Raw genomic sequence first — 17,011 nt, forward strand, 5'->3', positions numbered from 1 at the left:
TTCAGGCCCTCGGCCACCGTGCCGGACTCTGGCGATAGTGCAGGCACGCAAGAATGGAAACGTGCTGCCCATCGAAACGGTAGTGCAGCGCATAGGGAAAGCGACGCAGCTTGGCGCTGCGGTAGGGGGCATTGGCGAAGGGGTGACGCTCGGGATCGCGGGCCAGCAACTCCGAGGCTGCCGCGACGCTGCGCAGGAACTCCGTTCCCAGGCCCGTTTGCCGGACTTCGTACCACTCGAATGCGGTGCGCAGGTCGTCTTGGGCAGGGGCTTCAAACCGAACCTCGAAGCTCACGGTCTCAGAGTCGAACGCCGAGGGATGCGGCGATCTCGGTGAGCGAGCGGCTGCTGCCGGGGTGCGCGTCGGCCCAGGCGGCCCGGCGGTCGAGCTCGGCCTTCAGCTCGGCGCTCGATGCAGGCAGGAGTTCCTGGTCGATGCTGTCCCAGAGGTCTTCGACGAGCTGGAGTTTTTCGTGCACGCCGAGGGCCGCTATGTTTTCCAGAAGTGCATTCATGTCGGGCTTCCCTAAAAGGACGCGAATCAGTCTACGACGCTGGGCAAGACATCGTTGTTCCGGTCAGTTCCCCGGCTTGGCCAGCAGGTAGAGCAGCTGCGCCTTGACCTCGGGCCACTCGCCCGCGCGCAGGCTGTACATCACGGTGTCGCGGATGGTGCCGTCGCGGCGCATCGCGTGGCCGCGGATCACGCCGTCCTTCTTCGCGCCCAGCCGCTCGATCGCGCGCTGCGAGGCGTGGTTGAAGTTGTCGGTGCGCCAGCCCACCACGTTGCAGCCCAGGGTGTCGAAGGCATGCGTGAGCATCAGCAGCTTGCAGGTGGTGTTGACGTGGGTGCGCTGGCAGCGCTTGGCGTACCAGGTGTAGCCGATCTCCACGCGCTTCACGGCCGGCAGGATGTCGTGGAAGCTGGTGCTGCCGAGCACGGTGCCGGTGGCTTCCTCGGTCACGGCGAAGGCGAAGCGGTCGGCGGTCTTGAGCGCGGTCTCGATGTAGGCGCGCGTGTCCTGCGGCTCGGGCACCGAGGTCACGCGCAGCTTCCAGAGCTCGCCATCGGCGGCCGCGGCGCGCAGGCCGTCCTCGTGCGCGAGGGCGAGCGGCACCAGCGCGAGGCCGCGCGACTTCAGGGTGACGGGTTCGACGAAAGCCATGGTTGCGCGGTGTCTCGTGTCGTTCAGGGGGCCGGCTTGCCGTAGCGCCGGTCGTACCAGGCGCGCGCGAGCTGCACGCCCGCGCCGCCGCCGAGGCCGATCAGCAGGATGCCGAAGATCTCGCGGTTGCCGTAGCCATTGGGGCCGAAGGCATCGAGGCCGAAGTACAGGCCGACCCAGCGGCCGAGCAGCGCCCCGGCGACGAACAGCACGGCCTGGGCCACGCCCAGCACCAGCAGCTGGCCGACGGGAGGCGATGGCCGCACAGGCATGACCGGCGCCGCCTCAGCGGTTGTTGCGCTGCATGAAGACCAGCTTCTCGAACAGGGTCACGTCCTGCTCGTTCTTGAGCAGCGCGCCCACCAGCGGCGGCACGGCGACCTTGTCGTCCTTGCTCTGCAGCGCCTCGAGCGGGATGTCCTCGGCCACCAGCAGCTTGAGCCAGTCGAGCAGCTCGGAGGTCGAGGGCTTCTTCTTCAGGCCGGGCAGGTTGCGCACGTCGTAGAAGGTCTTCATGGCCGCGGCCAGCAGTTCCTGCTTGAGGCCGGGGAAGTGCACGTCGACGATGCTGCGCATGGTCTCGGCATCGGGGAACTTGATGTAGTGGAAGAAGCAGCGGCGCAGGAAGGCGTCGGGCAGTTCCTTCTCGTTGTTCGAGGTGATGAAGACCAGCGGACGGTGCTTGGCCCGGATCAGCTCGCGCGTCTCGTAGCAGTAGAACTCCATGCGGTCGAGTTCGCGCAGCAGGTCGTTCGGGAATTCGATGTCGGCCTTGTCGATCTCGTCGATCAGCAGCGCCACCGGCTGCTCGGCCGTGAAGGCCTGCCACAGCACGCCCTTGACGATGTAGTTGTGGATGTCGCGCACGCGCTCGCCGCCGTCCAGGTCCTTGAGCTGCGAGTCGCGCAGGCGGCTCACCGCGTCATACTCGTACAGGCCCTGCTGCGCCTTGGTGGTCGACTTGATGTGCCACTGCAGCAGCGGCAGGTTCAGCGCCTGGGCCACCTCCTCGGCCAGCATGGTCTTGCCGGTGCCGGGTTCGCCCTTGACGAGCAGCGGGCGCTTGAGGGTGATGGCGGCATTGACCGCGAGCATCAGGTCCTGTGTCGCGACGTAGTTGTCTGAGCCCTTGAATTTCATGCGTGAACGGGAGGCAGTGGTGGAGAAAAGAACACACTCGATCGGCAAGGTGCGTCGTTCGGGTCGGCCCGCACCGGCTCCCGCGAGAGCCTTGCATATAATCGAAAGTTGGTTCGAAAAACGGTATCTCCACGAGATTGTGCGCGCAAAATGAACAAGTTGTTGACCACGATGTTTGCCCTTGCTGTCGCTTGCGGGACGGTGTCGGTACAAGCCCAGCAAGTCACTGGCAAGCCCCAGGACGGCGCCAAGAAGGTCCAGATGTGCGTGGGTTGCCACGGCATCATCGGCTACCAGGCCAGCTTCCCTGAGATCCACAAGGTGCCGATGATCGCGGGCCAGAGCGCCACGTACATCACGGCGGCGCTCACCGCCTACAAGGGCGGCGACCGCAAGCACCCGACCATGCGCGCGATCGCCGACACGCTCACCGAGCAGGACATCGCCGACCTCGCCGCCTACTACAGCCAGCTCGGCGTGAAGGAAGGCGACGCTCCCCCGGCCGCGCTGGCCAAGCCGATGCCCGAGAACATCCAGGCGCTGATCAAGAAGAACGGCGAGGACAACAGCTGCACCAAGTGCCACGGCGCCAACTTCAACACCCCGAACGACGGCACCGTGCCCAAGCTGGCCGGCCAGCATGCCGACTACCTGTTCGTGGCGCTGAAGTCCTACCGCGTGAAGAACAACGTCCACCTCGGCCGCTCGAACGCCGTGATGGCCGGCCAGGTCGAGCCGAAGAAGTTCAGCAACGCCGAGCTCAAGACCCTCGCGAGCTACATCGCCTCGGTGCCGGGCGAGCTCAAGACGGTGCCCGAGTCGCGCATCCACCACGCCGAGAAGTAACAGCGGGCGAGCCGGCTCGCCGGCCCTGCGCAAGAAGCAAAAAGCCCGCGGACGCGGGCTTTTTGCTGTCCGGGAGGCGGGCGTGCTCAGTGCCCGGCCACCGCCCCGGCGCCCCGGCCGGCGTCCGCCGCATGCGGGTGCACCACCTGCTTGACCAGCAGCGCCACGGCCGCGATCAGCGCCGGCACCGCCAGCACCGCGAAGATCTGGGCGAAACCCAGCTGCCGGCTGGCCAGCTCGGCCACCAGGAACGAACCCGCGATGCCGCCGAAACGGCCCAGGCCCAGCATCCAGGCGATGCCGGTGGCGCGGCCCTGCGTCGGGTAGAAGGCCGCGGCCAGCGCCGGCATCGAGGACTGCGCGGTGTTCATCAGCGTGCCGCCCAGCAGCACCGTCAGCACCAGCGCCGCGAGGCTGCCGAGCGACTGGCCGATCAGGTAGACGCTGACGGCGGTCAGCGCATAGCCGGTGGCGATCACCAGGTTGGCGTTGAAGCGGTCCATCAGCCAGCCGAAGAAGATGGCGCCCACGCCGCCGAGCGCGAACAGCGCCGAGATCACGGTCGCGGTCTGCGGCGGCACGCTGGCCTCGCGGAACAGGATCGGCATCCAGTTGATCATGGCGTAGAAGATCACCAGCCCCATGAAGTAGGCGATCCACAGCATGGCCGAGCCCACGAGGTAGCGCGGCGAGAGCACCAGCGCGAGGCCGCCGCCGCTGCCGTCCGCGGGCGCCGGGCCGGCCTCGGTCAGCGTGAAGGCGCGCGCCTGCGCGGCGCTCTCCGAGATGCGGCGCAGCACGGCGCGGATGCGCTCGGCGGCGTACTTCTTCGCGACCATGTAGCGCGCCGATTCGGGCAGCAGCACCGCCATCAGCAGCACCAGCAGCAGCGGCGCGATGCCGCCGAGCACCAGCACGCTGCGCCAGCCCAGGTGCGGGATCATCCAGGCCGCGAGGAAGCCGCCGAGCGCCGCGCCCAGCGGGAAGCCGCAGAACATGGTGTTGGTGATGGTGGCGCGCCGGTGGCTCGGGCAGTACTCGCTCATCAGCGTCACCGCGTTGGGCATGGCCGCGCCCAGGCCGAGCCCGGTGACGAAGCGCAGCCCCACCAGCTGCGGCATGTTCTGCGAGAAGGCCGAGGCCAGGCAGCCCAGGCCGAACACCAGCACCGCCCCGACCAGCACGCGCTTGCGGCCGAGCCGGTCGGCCAGCGGGCCGGCCAGCAGCGCGCCGGCCGCGAGCCCGAACAGCGCCGCGCTGAGCACCGGCGCGAGCGCCATCTTGCTGGCGCCCCATTCGCTCGCGAGCGAGGGTGCGATGTAGCCGATGGCCGAGGTGTCGAAGCCGTCGAGCAGCACCACGAGGAAGCTCAGCGCGAAGATGCGCCACTGGAAGGCCGAGAAGGGATGCCGGTCGAGGAAGGACTGGACGTCCAGGGAAGCCGAGGGGGATGACATGCGTTGCTCCGTGTTGGAATGGTTTTGCGTTGCGCAGCGGCGAGCGCGCGGCCGCCTTGCGGCTGCCGCGCTGTAAAGAAGAAGTCCGGGTACGAAAAAGCCGGCGCGGTGGCCGGCTTCGGGTTCAGGGGCTCAGACGTCGAAGAAGGCGGTTTCCTCCGCCCCCTGCATGCGGATGTCGAAGCGGTAGCTGACCGCGCCGCCGCGCTCGATGCGCTGCGCCACCAGCGTGTGGCGGCGCTCGGCCGGCACGCTCTGCAGCACCGCGTCCCTGGCGTTGGCCTCGGCCTCGTCGCTGAAGTACACGCGCGTGAAGGCATGCAGCAGCAGGCCGCGCATCAGCACGATCACGTTGATGTGCGGCGCCTCGCCGGGCGACTCGGCGCCGGGCTTCACGGTGTGGAACACGAAGCGGTTCTGCGCGTCGGTGCCCGTGCCCACGCGGCCGAAGGCGCGAAAGCCCAGTTCGCGCGCCTGCGCCGGCGTCTGCGGATAGCGGCCCTCGCCATCGGGCTGGCTGATCTCGACCAGCGCGTCGTTGATGGCATTGCCGTCGCCGTCGATCACCCGGCCCTCGAGGCGGATGCGCTCGCCGGCGGCGTCGTCCAGCGCCAGCACCGCGTCGAAGGGCTGGTCGAAGTCGTAGCCGTACTGCGTGGCGGTGAGGCCGTAGGCGAAGTAGGGGCCCACGGTCTGGGAGGGCGTCTGGCCGAAGTCGGCTTCCTGGGCGCTCATCAGTTTGCTCATGGCGTGTCTCTTTCCTTCTTCGCTCAGCGGTTCTCGAACGGCGTCTCGTCGGCGCCGCGCAGCACCATGTCGAACTGGTAGCCCAGCGCGTAGCCTTCCTCGGTGATGTCGAGGCTGAAGTCGGCGATCAGCCGGTTGCGGTAGCGCTCGGGCGTGCCGGTGACCATCGGGTCGTACTGCAGCAGCGGGTCGCCCGGGAAGTACATCTGCGTGACCAGGCGGCTCGCGAAGCTCTGGCCGAACAGCGACAGGTGGATGTGCTGCGGGCGCCAGGCGTTCGGATGGTTGCCCCAGGGGTAGGCGCCGGGCTTGATCGTGAGGAAGCGGTAGCGACCCTCGCTGTCGGTCAGGCAGCGGCCCGCGCCGAGGAAGTTGGGGTCCAGCGGCGCATCGTGCTGGTCGACCTTGTGCACGTAGCGGCCCGAGGCATTGGCCTGCCAGAGCTCGACCAGCGTGTTGGCCACCGGGCGGCGGCGCTCGTCGAGCACCTGGCCCGTGAGGATCATGCGTTCGCCCAGCGGCTCGCCGTTGCGGCGCGCGTTGCGCGTGAGGTCGTGGTCGAACTCGCCGATGCTCTCGTGGCCGTAGACCGGCTGCTGCAGCTCGCCGAGCGAGGCCTTGAGCGGGATCAGCGGCTTCTGCGGACCGCGCTTCACGGTCGACTTGTAGCCGGGGTAGACGTAGCTGGGATGGGCGTCCCAGTCACGCGGGGTGAGCTGGGGCTGGGTCTTGGTCAACATGCCTGTTGTCTCCTGAATCGTGGGACGGACCGGGTCCGGATGGGCGAATTCTGGAATCGCGCTTCGATGATGTAAATTGAAGATTGATTCGATTTCAATAACCAATGGTAATTAAAGAGGCGATGACGACCGACCTGCGGCTGGACTTCGTGCGCAACGTGCAACTGCGCCACCTGCGCTGCCTGGTGGCGGTGGCGCAGGAGCGTCACCTGGCGCGCGCGGCCGAGCGGCTGGCGCTGAGCCAGCCCGCGGTGTCGAAGACGCTGTCGGAGCTCGAAGGCATCGCCGGTACGCGGCTGGTCGAGCGCGGCAGCGCCGGGCGGCGCGGCGTGCAGGGGCTCACGCCGGCCGGCGAGCAGCTGCTCGCGCATGCACGGAAGGTGCTCGAGGCGCTCGATGCCAGCGCCGAGGCCATCGCGCCCACGGCCGCGGGGCGCGTCGAGCGGCTGCGCATCGGCGCGCTGCCCAGCGTCGCGCCCGCGCTGCTGCCGGCCGCGCTGGCACGGCTGCGCGGCCTCTGGCCCGCGGTGCAGGTGGTGGTGAAGAGCGCGGCCAACCCGGTGCTGCTCGACGAGCTGCGCGCCGGCGAGCTCGACCTGGTGGTCGGCCGCATGAGCGATCCGCGCCAGATGGGCGGCCTGAGCTTCGAGCTGCTGCACACCGAGCCGCTGGTGTTCGCGGTGCGCACCGGCCATGCGCTCGCGCACCGGCCGGTGTCGGTGCAATCGGTGCTCGACTATCCGCTGATGGTCTACGGCGAGGGCACGATCCCGCGCCACAACACCGAGAGCTTCCTGTCGGCGCGCGGCCTCGCGCTGCCGGCCAACACGCTGCAGACGCTCGACGTCGCGCTGGCGCGCGCGCTGGTCGCGCTGTCGGATGCCGTGTGGATCACGCCGCTGGGCGCGGCGCGCGGCGAGCTGGCCGACGGCCGCATGGTGCGGCTGCGCATCGACACCGCCGGCACCGAGGAACCCGTGGGCCTGCTGTTGCGCAGCGATGCCGAGCCCTCGGCACTGCGTACCGCGATGACGGGGCTGCTGCGCGAGGCCGCGAAGCCGCAGGGCTCGCTGCCGGCGCGGCGGCGCGGGGCGTCGGCGGGGTAGGGGGACTGGCTAGTCCTTCGTCGCGCGGCGTTGAACGCAGGCGACATAGCCTTCGCCATCGGGCGGGCGCCCCGCGCGCTGGCTCTCCCACATCATCTGCCCCAGGCATTCCATCGCCTCGTGGTGCGCATCGAGCAGCGAGCCGCGGCGCGCGGCCAGCAGCTCGACCGCCTGACGGATGCCGCGCGGCTGGTCGATCGAGCACTGTTCGCTGATCGACAGGTGCATCGACAGATGCAGGAACGGGTTCTCGCGGCCGTTCGATCCGTCGTAGACGCGCGCCACCGCCGCGTCGGCGTCGACCAGGTCCTCGTGGTATTCGGGGTGTGCCTCGATCCAGCCGGCGGCGATGGTTTCGAGCGCTTCCATCGGCAGGCCCTGGCGGTGCTTGGCGTAGACGTCGCAGAAGAAGCGGCGCACCTCTTCCTGGGTGGGGTTGAACATATATAGATAGGCAGAGAAAGAAGCGGAAGGGACGCAGGCCGCGAGGCCGTGGCCACGTGCGCGGCGATGACGCGTAACGCAGGTCCGTGGCGCTTGCGCGTGTCGGCCGAAGACCCCTGGGGTCGGGCCGGCGTTCCGGGACACACACGTTACATCGTTACGTAACGAATCGAAAAAAGACCTCGGTGAAAGCCCTCGCGAACCGTTTCGCGAAGGACTGATTTGGAAGAAAAAACCAAGCAAATCAATGAGTTGCGGCGGTCGATGGGCAGTGGGTGCAAGGCCTGGAAAAAGCGGCACGCAAGTTGCCCCTGTAGTTCCATCTTTTGTCACAGAGGCCGCCATGACTGCACCACAAGCATCGTCCCCCTCGACCGCAGGAACTGCCGATAACGGCGTTGCTCCAGTGGTCATCGCCCAGGCCACCGCAACGCCGATCGCTCCCATGGGCTCGGCACCGGTGGTCGCACCCGCAGCGCCCGCCGCGACGGCGCCCGCCAGCATCGGATCGCTATCCAATGCTACGCCGGGCACGGTCGTGATGCGCGATGGCGTGTCGATTCCCGTCGACGGCGGCCATTCGCTGATGGCCGGCGATCGCGTGATCGTTCCCGACGGTGGCCAGGCCAACGTCCTGTTCCCCGGATCGGCCGGCAACAAGGCGCCGCTGGCCGGCGTCTTCACCGGCGGCACCGATGCCACGGTGGGTTCCACCAAGCTGCCCGGCGGCCTCGAGCAGGTCAACGTCGACGTGGCCTCGGGCGACCTGCAGGTCACGCCGCCCGACAGCGATGCGGATGCCGCCGCGCTGGCCGTGACCAAGAAGCTGGCTGCCGGCAGCGGCATCGGCCTGGGCGAGTTCGCCCTCGGCGCGCTGGGCGCCGCCGCACTGGGTGCCGCGCTGAGCGGCGGCGGTGGCGGCGATGGCGGTTTCATTCCTTTCCTCGTTCCTGGCGGGACCGGTGAATCGGATGCCGATGCCGACGCGGACGCCGATGCGGACGCCGATGCCGATGGCGATGCGGATGCCGATGCGGACGCTGATGCGGATGCGGACGCTGATGCGGATGCGGATGCGGATGCGGACGCTGATGCGGATGCGGACGCCGATGCCGACGCGGATGCCGACGCCGACGCCGATGCCGACGCCGATGCCGATGCCGATGCCGATGCCGATGCCGATGCGGACGCTGATGCCGATGCGGACGCTGATGCCGACGCGGACGCTGATGCCGACGCGGACGCAGATGCCGACGCGGATGCTGATGCCGACGCGGACGCTGATGCCGACGCTGATGCCGATGCCGATGCCGATGCCGATGCGGACGCTGACGCCGATGCGGACGCTGACGCCGATGCGGACGCTGACGCCGATGCGGACGCTGACGCCGATGCGGACGCTGATGCCGATGCGGACGCTGATGCCGACGCCGACGCCGACGCGGACGCTGATGCAGACGCCGATGCTGACGCAGACCACCTCCTCGACCCGGGCAACGGCCTCGTCGACCATGTGATCGACGCCGTGGACGACACCCTCGGCCTGGGTGGCGCGCTCGACCCGGTGAAGCCGGTGGTCGATGGTGTCACCGACCTGCTCGACGACGTGCTCGCGCCGATCGTCGGCGAAGAGTTCACGCCCGACGATCCGAACGAGTTCGACCCGGTCGACACGGCCGTGGACAACCTGACCAACGGCGTGGGCGGCGCGGTCGCCCCGGTCGTCGATGCCCTGCTGGGCAACGGCGTGACCGATGCGCTGATCGGCTCGCTCAACGGCCAGGTCGACTACGTGACCGACGCCCTGGCGAATGGGCTCGAGAACGTGCTGGGCAGCGATGGCCTGCTCGGTGGCGTGACCACCGGCCTGGGCATCGATGGCGTCGTCGACGGCCTGCTGGGCACCGACGGCACCATCGGCCAGGTGGTCGATGGCCTGCTCGGCGAAGGCAGCCTGCTGGGCAGCGCGCTCGGCGAAGACGGCGTCGTGGGCCAGCTGCTGGGCGACGATGGCCTGGTCGGCGGCCTGATCGGCGAAGGCACCGCGGTCGGCAGCCTGCTCGATACCCTGGTGGGTGACGGCGGCCTGCTCGGCGGCGTGGGTGGCGAAGGCGGCCTGCTGAGCGGCCTGCTCGGCCCGGCCCTCGGTTCGGACGGCCTGCTGGGCAGCCTGATCGGCGACGACAGCGCGCTCGGCGGCCTGCTCGGCGACGACGGCCTGGTCGGTGGCCTGCTCGGTTCCGACGGCGTGCTCGGCGGCCTGCTGGGCAGCGCGGGCCTCACCGGCGGCCTGCTCGGCGAAGGCGGCCTCGTGGACAGCCTGCTGGGCCCCGATGGCGTGGTCGGCGGCCTGCTGGCCGACGGCCCGCTGGGTGGCCTGCTCGGCGGTGAAGACGGTCTGCTCGGCGGCCTGCTGGGCGACGACGGCCTGCTGGGTGGCCTGCTCGGCGACGGCGGCCTGCTCGGTGGCGTGCTCGGCGACGACGGTCTGCTCGGTGCCGGCGGTCCCCTGGGCGGCCTGCTGAGCGACGACGGCCTGCTGGGTGGCCTGCTCGGCAATGACGGCCTGGTCGGTGGCCTGCTGGGCGACGATGGCCTGCTCGGCGGCGTGCTGGCCGACGACGGCCTGCTCGGTGGCCTGATCGGCGGCGACGGCCTCGTGGGCGGCCTGCTCGGCGATGACGGCCTGGTCGGCGGCCTGCTGGGCGACGACGGCCTGGTCGGTGGCCTGCTGGGTAGCGACGGCGTCGTCGGCGGCCTGCTTGGCGACGGTGGCCTGGTGCAGGGCCTGGTGGGTCCGGACGGTCTCGTTGGCGGCCTGCTGGCCGACGACGGCCTCGTCGGTGGCCTGCTCGGCGATGACGGCCTGGTGGGCGGTCTGCTCGGCGGCCTGCTCGACGGCATCGGCGGTGGCGGTGGCGGCACGGGCGCGCAACTGCTCGACCCGACCGACAGCATCGTCGGCGGCCTGGTCGACGGCCTCAACGACGGCCTGCTCGGCGAGCTCGGCCTGGGCGACGTGCTCGCCCCGGTGGTCGGCCTGACCGACAGCCTGACCGACACCGTGAGCGGCCTGCTGGGCCCGGTGCTCGGCGACAGCTTCACGCCGAACGACCCGAACGTGCTGGACCCGGTGGACGACCTCGTGGGCCAGGTCACCGATGGCGTGGGCGGCCTGCTGAGCCCGCTGACCGACCAGCTGCTGGGCGCCGGCACGACCGACGCGCTGCTGGGCGCGGTGGGCACGCAGGTCGACTTCCTGACCGATGGCGTGGCGAATCTGATTGGCGGCGATGGCCTGCTGGGCGGTGTCCTGGGCGATGACGGCCTGCTGGGCGGTCTGCTTGGCGGCGACGGTGGCCTGCTGGGCGGTGTCCTGGGCGACGACGGCCTGCTGGGCGGTCTGCTTGGCGGCGACGGTGGTCTGCTGGGTGGCGTGCTGGGCGACGACGGCCTGCTGGGCGGTCTGCTTGGCGGCGACGGTGGTCTGCTGGGCGGTGTCCTGGGCGATGACGGCCTGCTGGGCGGTCTGCTTGGCGGCGACGGTGGCCTGCTCGGCGGTGTGCTGGGTGACGACGGCCTGCTGGGCGGTCTGCTCGGTGGCGACGGTGGTCTGCTGGGCGGTGTCCTGGGTGACGACGGCCTGCTGGGCGGTCTGCTCGGCGGCGACGGTGGCCTGCTTGGTGGCGTGCTGGGCGACGACGGCCTGCTGGGCGGTCTGCTCGGCGGCGACGGCGGCCTGCTTGGTGGCGTGCTGGGTGATGACGGCCTGCTGGGTGGTCTGCTCGGCGGCGACGGTGGCCTCCTGGGCGGTGTCCTGGGCGGTGTCCTGGGTGACGACGGCCTGCTGGGTGGTCTGCTCGGCGGCGACGGTGGCCTCCTGGGCGGTGTCCTGGGTGACGACGGCCTGCTGGGCGGTCTGCTCGGCGGCGACGGCGGCCTCCTGGGTGGCGTGCTGGGAGACGACGGCCTGCTGGGCGGCGTGCTCGGTGGCGACGGCGGTCTGCTGGGAGGCGTGCTCGGCGACGACGGTCTCCTGGGCGGTCTGCTCGGCGGTGACGGCGGCCTGCTCGGCGGCGTCCTTGGCAACGACGGCCTGCTGGGCGGCGTGCTTGGCGGTGACGGCGGCCTGCTCGGCGGTGTCCTGGGCGATGACGGCCTGCTGGGTGGCGTGCTCGGCGGTGACGGCGGCCTGCTCGGCGGCGTCCTCGGCAACGACGGTCTGCTGGGCGGCGTGCTTGGCGGTGACGGCGGCCTGCTCGGCGGTGTCCTCGGCAACGACGGCCTGCTGGGTGGCGTGCTCGGCGGTGACGGCGGCCTGCTCGGCGGCGTCCTCGGCAACGACGGCCTGCTGGGCGGCGTGCTCGGCGGTGACGGCGGCCTGCTCGGCGGTGTCCTCGGCAACGACGGCCTGCTGGGTGGCGTGCTCGGCGGTGACGGCGGCCTGCTCGGCGGTGTCCTCGGCAACGACGGCCTGCTGGGTGGCGTGCTTGGCGGTGACGGCGGTCTGCTCGGCGGCGTCCTCGGCAACGACGGTCTGCTGGGTGGCGTGCTCGGTGGCGACGGCGGTCTGCTCGGCGGTGTCCTCGGCGGCAGCGACGGTGGCCTGCTGGGTGGCGTGCTGGGCAACGACGGCCTGCTGGGTGGCGTGCTCGGTGGCGACGGTGGCCTGCTCGGCGGTGTCCTTGGCGGCAGCGATGGTGGCCTGCTGGGTGGCGTGCTGGGCAACGACGGCCTGCTGGGCGGCGTGCTCGGTGGCGACGGCGGCCTGCTCGGCGGTGTCCTCGGCGGCAGCGAAGGCGGCCTGCTCGGTGGCGTCCTCGGCAACGACGGTCTCGTCGGCGGCCTCCTGGGCAACGACGGCCTGGTCGGCAGCCTGCTCGGCTCGCTCGGCGGCGACGGCCCCGTGGCCAACATCCTGCAGCCGGTGACCGATGTCGCCAGCGGCCTGAGCACCACGCTCGCCCCGGTGGTCGACACGCTGACCGGTGCAGGCTCCGGCGCCCTGGCTCCGGTGACCGACATCCTGGCCGGCGCCTCGGGTGCCGCGGCCCCGGTGGTCGAGCCGGTGGCCAACGTGCTGGACAGCGTGGACCACGCCCTGGGTACCAACCTGACCCAGACCGTGACCCCGATCACCAGCCAGGTCGAGCACACGGTGGGCAACGTGGTGACCCCGGTCACCAACATCCTGCACGGCCTGCTGGGCTGATCCGGTCACGCGAACAGTGGACGGAAAAAAGAGAACGAGCAGCAGAAGAAAGGACGGACCGGCGACGGTCCGTCCTCTGAAAGGAACGGTATGAAGACGAGTTTCCGGATACTGGCCATCGCAGCGCTCGGCGCCAGCCTGGTGGCCTGTGGCACCGCGCCCAAGCCGGGTCGCGACGACGCGACCTACTACTACTCCAACAAGGGCGCGAGCGCGGTCGCCAAGGTCGAGCCGCCGCCCCCGCCGCCGGTGCAGAACGGCCCGGCCGGCGTGTCGAAGATCGTCTACTTCGACTTCGACAAATACGACATCAAGCCCGAATATCGCGGCATCGTCGAGGCGCACGCCAGCTTCCTGCGCAACCGCCCGACGAGCCGTGTCGTGCTCGAAGGCCACACCGACTCGCGCGGTGGCCGCGAATACAACCTCGCGCTGGGCCAGCGCCGTGCCGAAGCCGTCCAGCGCGCCCTGACGCAGCTGGGCGTGCCCGCCGAACGGCTCGAAGCCATCAGCTGGGGCATGGAAAAACCCGCGTCGCTTGCCAACACCGAGGAGGGCTACCAGCTCAATCGCCGCGCCGAATTCAGCTACCGCTGAACCAGGGAACTGCGATGCCTTCGATGGCAGCTCCCGGTCTTCCGAGTCATCGCGGCAACGCATGACGAAGACGACCGGTTGCCCGTTTTCGACCGGGGCCGAATGATGTCCTTTTCCGATCAGCTCCACGCCTGCCACGAGCGACTCGTCTCGGTGTGCGCGGCGCTGCCGGCGCCCTACCCGGCCTTCACGCTGTTCTTCTCGGTGAGCGACGGCACGCAGCGGGCGCACGTGGTGCACACCCGCGCGGCCGTGCTCGAGACCGCCTGGCGCGAAGGCGCCGAACAGGTCGAACGCTGGGTGCGCGAGCACGGCATCGCCACGCCCTGGTTGCGCATCGACTGGGTCGAGGGCGCGAGCCCGATCGACTGGACCCAGTTCAAGGGACAGCTCGCTTCGGTCAAGCGCAACTACTTCCGCCTCGGCCTGGCCTTCGACAAGGACTTCGAGCTCGCCTTCACCGAGCAGGAGCTCAATGCGAACGCGATGCTCAGCGGCGACTCGACCATCGCGCACGCGGTGGTGAATCCGCGCAATTTCGAGCTCTATGCCGACGAGCGCTTCGGCCGCCGGCTCTCGCTCGACCTGCCGGGCGACCAGCCGGTGTTCCTGCTAGCAACTGTGGGCTTGTTCTGCCAGCCCGACGGCGTGGTGCACAAGCTCGTGGGCACGGGGCTCGATGCCGGGCGGCGCCAGCTGCCCGCGCTCAATCCGCAGTCCACGCTCGACCTGGTGCGCAGCGGCGCCTCGTACCTGGCGCGCCAGGTGCAGGCCGACGGCCTGTTCGTCTACGGCTACTTCCCCTGCTTCGACCGGCGCATCCCGACCTACGACGCGATGCGCCATGCGAGCGCGCTCTACGCCATGATCGAGGCGTGGGAGATCACGCGCGACGAGACGCTGCGCGCGGCCATCGAGCGCGCGCTCGATCGCCTGGTGCACCACCTGATCCGCGACTACAAGCTCGCCGACGGCCGCGACATCTCGTTCCTGGTCGACACCGGCGGCGAGATCCGCCTCGGCGGCAACGCGGCCTGCGTGCTGGCGCTCGTGAAGTACTGCGAGGCCATGGACACGCGGCGCTGGCTGCCGCTGCTCGACAAGCTCGCGCTGGGCATCTCCTCGCTGCAGGACCCGGCGACCGGCCGCTTCAACCACGTCATCCATGCGAACGACCTGACGCTCAAGCAGGCCTCGCGGATCATCTACTACGACGGCCAGGCCTCGTACGGCCTGCTGCGCCTCTATGGCCTCACGCGCGATCCCCAGTGGCTCGCGGTGGTGGAGAAGGCCTTCGACCATTTCATCGCCAGCCAGCACTGGCAGGCGCACGACCACTGGTTGAGCTGCTGCGTCAACGAGCTCGCGCGCTGGAGCCCGCAGGAGCGCTACTTCCGCTTCGGGCTGCAGAACGTCGCGGGCTACCTCGACTTCGTGCTCGACCGCAAGACCACCTTCCCGACGCTGCTCGAGCTGATGCTCGCCGCGCAGCAGATGCTGCAGCGGCTCGAGGGCATGCCCGCGATGCGGCACCTGCTCGACGAGCTCGACGTCGAGAAGTTCTACCGCGCGCTCGACTACCGCGCGCACTACCTGCTCAACGGCTACTTCTGGCCCGAGATGGCGATGTACTTCCGCCGTCCCTCGACCATCGTCGGCTCGTTCTTCATCCGCCACCACGCCTTCCGCGTGCGCATCGACGATGTCGAGCAGTACGTCTCGGGCTTCGTGGCCTTCCACCGCTACCTGGTGGAGCGCCGCACGCTGCACGGCACCGGTGCCGGCGCGGTGGCCGGCGGCGGCATCTCGGTCGGCCAGGGCGGACCGCGCGACGACGGCGGCACCTGGACCGCGAGCGAGATGGCGCGCGTGACCGGCGGCGAGTGGGTGGTGAAGCCCGAGGACGGCTGGCGCGCCAGCGGCGTCGCGCAGCGCTCCTTCCTGCGCAAGGGCCGCGTGGTGTTCGAGAACCAGACCCGCAATGCCAAGGCCCCGCTCGCGGCCGTCGCGCTCAAGGGCGTGCTGCAGCCAGCGGCCGCCGTGCTGTGCGTCGATCCCAAGCCGCACCTCGACAAGCGCGTGCCCGTGCTCAAGGTGGCCGACCTGCCGCAGGCCGTGCTGCAGCTCGGCACCCATGCGCGCGCCGAGTTCGACGGCGGCGTCTGCGCGGTGGTGGGGCAGGGCGTCACGGGCTCGACCGTGGCGGCCATGATGGCCAGTGCGCTCACCGTGTGGGGCGAGGTCGGCCAGCCCGAGGGCAGCATCAGCCTGCCGTCCGGCATCGCCTGGAACCTCACCTGCCTGCCGCGCCACGCCGCCTACTGGGTGCTCGACATGAGCCAGTCGCAGCTGCCCGCGTCGACGCAGCTGGTGCGCCCGACGCTCGCGGTGATCGCCGGTCCCTCGGCCGCGGCGCAGAAGCACCGCGGCCCGGCCGAGGCCGCCGCGCGGCAGGACGCGCGCATCTTCCTCGGCATGACGGCCGGCGACAGCGTGGTGTTGAACCGCGACATGCTCGAGTACCCGGTCTTCGCCGAGGTCGCGGCCGAACGCCAGCTGCAGGTGGTGAGCTACGGCGAGCATCGCGCGGCCGACGTGCGGCTGGTCTCCTTCGACCATGGCGAGGTGAAGGCGGTGGTGGCCGGCGAGCCGCTGCAGCTGCGGCTGAACGCGCCGGGCCGCCACATGGGCATGAGCGCCGTCGCCGGCCTGGCCGCGCTGACCGCGCTGCGCCTGCCGCTGGCCGCGGCGGTCGAACCCTTCGCGCAGTTCGAGCCGCCGGGCGGCCGCGGCGCGCTGCACACCATCCACATCGGCGGCGGCAGCTTCAAGCTGATCGACGAGACCTACGACGCCAATCCGAGCTCGATGCGCGCCGCGCTCGAGCTGCTGGCGCAGGCCCCGTGCGAGCCCGCGCGCCGCGTGGCGATCCTCGGCGACATGCAGGAGCTGGGCCCCGCGGCCCAGCGCCATCACCTCGACCTCGAACCCGAGCTGCTGGCCACGCAGGCCGACCGCGTGCTGCTGTGCGGACCGCTGATGCGGGCCCTGCATGCGCGCATCAGCTCGAAGGTGCGTTCGCACTGGTTCGTCGACGTCTCCGATTTGTCGACCGCGCTGGGCAGCTTGCTGCAGCCGGGCGACTGGGTGCTCGCGAAAAGCTCCGCGGGCGTGGGTCTGTCCCGGCTGGCCCGGGTTCTGAAAGCACTGCCATGACCAGACTGGATGCACTCCTTCATCTGCCCGCGCAGCAGGAAGCCGCCCCGGCACGCCGGTGGTGGACGGGCTGGGCCCAGCTGCTGTGCGCGTGGGTCGTCTGCATGCTGCTGTGCGTCAACGTCGCGATCCTGCTGGATCGGGGTTTCTTCGGAGACGACGAACCCGCGCAGGCACGCAGGACGGTGGCTTGCGCCGGCATCGTGCTGCCCACCGAAACCGTCTCGCACCGAGCGGCGACAGGGACTGACCGACCCCTGACCAAAGCCTCGAATTGCACTGCTTTCTAGAGTGAAATATTGCCTTGTAACAGTCGGGTAACAGTTGATAATGAAGCCGT

General features: G+C 70.1%; 15 protein-coding genes. 6 read left to right on the top strand and 9 right to left on the bottom strand.

The features are described from left to right. Window position 1 precedes the first annotated feature (1 nt). The 5 genes from ACEN9J_RS24925 to ACEN9J_RS24945 all read right to left on the bottom strand — a co-directional run bounded on the left by ACEN9J_RS24925 (window position 2) and on the right by ACEN9J_RS24945 (window position 2,306). Window positions 2–295 carry a type II toxin-antitoxin system RelE/ParE family toxin gene (locus tag ACEN9J_RS24925; RefSeq protein WP_296731350.1) on the bottom strand — a complete coding sequence of 98 codons (294 nt, stop codon included), beginning with the start codon at window positions 293–295 and terminating at the stop codon, window positions 2–4. A gap of 4 nt (window positions 296–299) precedes the next feature. Beyond that, window positions 300–515 (bottom strand): addiction module protein, encoded by a 216-nt coding sequence (locus ACEN9J_RS24930; protein ID WP_296731354.1) that lies wholly within the window; start codon window positions 513–515, stop codon window positions 300–302. Window positions 516–578: 63 nt separating this feature from the next. Further along, complete coding sequence (locus tag ACEN9J_RS24935; RefSeq protein WP_413762330.1) at window positions 579–1,166, bottom strand: GNAT family N-acetyltransferase; 588 nt, start codon at window positions 1,164–1,166, stop codon at window positions 579–581. Window positions 1,167–1,189: 23 nt separating this feature from the next. Continuing rightward, window positions 1,190–1,438: a hypothetical protein gene (locus tag ACEN9J_RS24940; RefSeq protein WP_261217665.1), complete on the bottom strand. Its 249-nt coding sequence runs from the start codon at window positions 1,436–1,438 to the stop codon at window positions 1,190–1,192. 13 nt (window positions 1,439–1,451) lie between these two features. Next, on the bottom strand, window positions 1,452–2,306 hold the full coding sequence (locus ACEN9J_RS24945) for an AAA family ATPase (protein ID WP_057590878.1): 855 nt from the start codon (window positions 2,304–2,306) through the stop codon (window positions 1,452–1,454). A gap of 150 nt (window positions 2,307–2,456) precedes the next feature. On the opposite strand from ACEN9J_RS24945, the gene ACEN9J_RS24950 reads away from it, so the two are divergent. After that, complete coding sequence (locus ACEN9J_RS24950; RefSeq protein ID WP_057590879.1) at window positions 2,457–3,152, top strand: c-type cytochrome; 696 nt, start codon at window positions 2,457–2,459, stop codon at window positions 3,150–3,152. A gap of 86 nt (window positions 3,153–3,238) precedes the next feature. On the opposite strand, the gene ACEN9J_RS24955 is transcribed toward ACEN9J_RS24950, so the two are convergent. From ACEN9J_RS24955 to pcaH, 3 genes are all read right to left on the bottom strand, one after another. Next, window positions 3,239–4,609 carry an MFS transporter gene (locus ACEN9J_RS24955; RefSeq protein ID WP_057590880.1) on the bottom strand — a complete coding sequence of 457 codons (1,371 nt, stop codon included), beginning with the start codon at window positions 4,607–4,609 and terminating at the stop codon, window positions 3,239–3,241. Window positions 4,610–4,741: 132 nt separating this feature from the next. Then, on the bottom strand, window positions 4,742–5,356 hold the full coding sequence (pcaG, locus tag ACEN9J_RS24960; RefSeq protein WP_057590881.1) for a protocatechuate 3,4-dioxygenase subunit alpha: 615 nt from the start codon (window positions 5,354–5,356) through the stop codon (window positions 4,742–4,744). A 23-nt stretch (window positions 5,357–5,379) separates the two neighbouring features. Continuing rightward, entirely contained in the window at window positions 5,380–6,096 is a 717-nt protein-coding gene (gene pcaH / locus ACEN9J_RS24965) for a protocatechuate 3,4-dioxygenase subunit beta (protein ID WP_057590882.1), read from the bottom strand. Window positions 6,097–6,218: 122 nt separating this feature from the next. Here pcaH and ACEN9J_RS24970 point away from each other — a divergent pair, with 122 nt between their 5' ends. Then, entirely contained in the window at window positions 6,219–7,202 is a 984-nt protein-coding gene (locus tag ACEN9J_RS24970; protein WP_413762331.1) for a LysR substrate-binding domain-containing protein, read from the top strand. A gap of 9 nt (window positions 7,203–7,211) precedes the next feature. Here the strand turns inward: ACEN9J_RS24970 and ACEN9J_RS24975 are convergent, their stop codons facing one another. Beyond that, entirely contained in the window at window positions 7,212–7,646 is a 435-nt protein-coding gene (locus ACEN9J_RS24975) for a DUF1841 family protein (RefSeq protein ID WP_413762332.1), read from the bottom strand. 343 nt (window positions 7,647–7,989) lie between these two features. Here ACEN9J_RS24975 and ACEN9J_RS24980 point away from each other — a divergent pair, with 343 nt between their 5' ends. The 4 genes from ACEN9J_RS24980 (at window position 7,990) to ACEN9J_RS24995 (ending at window position 16,961) form a co-directional block, all read left to right on the top strand. Continuing rightward, the gene (locus ACEN9J_RS24980; RefSeq protein WP_413762333.1) at window positions 7,990–12,858 is read left to right on the top strand and encodes a hypothetical protein; all 4,869 of its coding nucleotides are present in this window, start codon (window positions 7,990–7,992) and stop codon (window positions 12,856–12,858) included. Between the two features lie 90 nt (window positions 12,859–12,948). Continuing rightward, window positions 12,949–13,455 carry a peptidoglycan-associated lipoprotein Pal gene (gene pal, locus ACEN9J_RS24985; RefSeq protein ID WP_057594320.1) on the top strand — a complete coding sequence of 169 codons (507 nt, stop codon included), beginning with the start codon at window positions 12,949–12,951 and terminating at the stop codon, window positions 13,453–13,455. A 102-nt stretch (window positions 13,456–13,557) separates the two neighbouring features. Further along, complete coding sequence (locus ACEN9J_RS24990; RefSeq protein WP_057594321.1) at window positions 13,558–16,671, top strand: glutamate ligase domain-containing protein; 3,114 nt, start codon at window positions 13,558–13,560, stop codon at window positions 16,669–16,671. Further along, entirely contained in the window at window positions 16,668–16,961 is a 294-nt protein-coding gene (locus tag ACEN9J_RS24995; protein WP_057594322.1) for a hypothetical protein, read from the top strand. The genes ACEN9J_RS24990 and ACEN9J_RS24995 overlap by 4 nt, the downstream gene beginning before the upstream one ends. The last annotated feature ends 50 nt before the right edge of the window (window positions 16,962–17,011 follow it).

Source organism: Variovorax sp. Varisp41, from assembly GCF_047325085.1.
Classification (GTDB): domain Bacteria; phylum Pseudomonadota; class Gammaproteobacteria; order Burkholderiales; family Burkholderiaceae_C; genus Variovorax.